The 1647-nt window shown below is 51.8% G+C and carries 1 protein-coding gene and 1 pseudogene; one reads left to right on the top strand and one right to left on the bottom strand.

The window, feature by feature from the left end:
* Positions 1 to 332, bottom strand: a 332-nt coding sequence (locus RDV48_29210; GenBank protein ID MDQ7826913.1) for a hypothetical protein, incomplete at its 3' end; no start/stop codon positions are given.
* Positions 333 to 763: 431 nt separating this feature from the next.
* Between RDV48_29210 and RDV48_29205 the strand changes: the two are divergent.
* Positions 764 to 1647, top strand: a pseudogene (locus tag RDV48_29205) (Rpn family recombination-promoting nuclease/putative transposase).

Raw genomic sequence — 1647 nt, 5'->3', positions numbered from 1 at the left:
TGGCGAAGAGCGGTGAAAAGGCAAAAGAGAAAGGAGGATGAATGCCCCGTGCCTGGTGAGTCCTGCGCAGATGCAATCTGTGCGGTCGGAGCGGCGGCGGCGATGGCCAGCATGACCTGCAGCAGCACCAGGAGTGCGCATATGACGGCAATAAGCCTGTCAATCCCTTTTCCCGGCGTCGGGCCCGCCTTGTCCCAGGTGCTTCTCCATGGAATCCTCCTCACCTCTGCGACGGCTGGCGGCGAGCCTCCCGGGGCGACGGGGGCTCCCTGCAGAGTGATTATGCACAGAGGCCCTTCGCAGGCAACGAGGGACCTCCCGATCCGGATCATGGTTTCTACAGTACTTTCAGGCTTTTTCCCCGGCGGAACCGGTTTTACCGGCTGTCCCGGAGGCCCTCGCGCAGGGGCGTGGATTGAAAGCTGAGCGATGCAGACACCAGGAGGCCAGGGGATCATTCTCCTCTTCCAGCACACAGTTTGGGATTTTCCCTATAGGTGTCTCTTTGCACAGAAAATCCCTTGTGTGCCGGGAGAATGTCCCCTGGCATCTCTCTACACCACAGGGCTGCCGCGCGAAAGCAGCTCCTCACAGAGAGGCGCAGAAATCCAGGGGCCTGTTACCATATGAAAAAGCTCTTCAAGAGGCCTTTTGCCCGGGCTCTCCGCAGCACTCCTTTTCCCGGTTCACAATCTTTTTACAATAAATCCGGTTCTGCTCACATTTCGGCCACATCCTGTCAAACTATCCCCCTTATAATCTTATGCAAGGGAGTGCTCAAAAGAGAAAGCAGGATGAAAGGATGGGGACCATGATAACGGACACTGCGAACGACCAGCTGACGATAAGCCTCAGAAATGACATCATCTTTAAGTATGTCTTCGGCCATGAGAAAAATGAGAAGATACTGATCTCACTGCTCAACGCGATACTGAATCTTGAGGGAGATCAGAGAATCACCTCCCTGAAGATTCTGAATCCCATGAATCTCAAGGAATATCTGAAGGACAAGTTCAGCACCCTCGACGTGAAAGCATCGGACAGCACGGGGAAGCGCTATAACATAGAGATGCAGGTAAAATCATACTCATCTTACATTGCCAGGGTTATTTATTATCACGACAGGCTTTTCACCGGGGAGCTGAAAAAGGGCGTTCACTTCGAGAATCTCAAGAAATCCATATCCATATCGATACTGAATTATATACTGCTCAGGGAGGAAGGGGATTTACATAATATTTACCGGTATGGTAATATGTACTGAGGCACATTATACTCTTTAGTATAATGGTGCCCTCAGTGATGCTCTGTGAGTATAAAATCAAAGAGGCAGCTTACAGACCTGAAGGAGATTCACTTCATCGAGCTCCCGAAGTTCCGCAAGGACAAGCCGCGATACCTGCGGACCACGTTCGAGAAGTGGCTCCATGTCTTGAAATTTGGGGAACACTATGCGGCAGACCCTGAAGCCATGCCCGGCGTGCTGAAGAAAGAGGAGGGAATTCTGATGGCAATGAAAGAGATGAAGAAGGCGTCATCAGATGAGATGGTGAGGGCGATGATGGAGGAGCGTGAAAAGTTCCTCCATGACGAAGCCACGATGCGGTATGAGGCAGAGAAAAGCGGCAGGGAAAAGGGGATGAAAGA

The sequence above is a fragment of the Candidatus Eremiobacterota bacterium genome (assembly GCA_031082125.1).
GTDB lineage: Bacteria > Vulcanimicrobiota > CADAWZ01 > CADAWZ01 > Ess09-12 > Ess09-12.
Note: the sequence above shows the minus strand (reverse complement) of the source record. Positions and strands in the feature narration are given on the sequence as shown.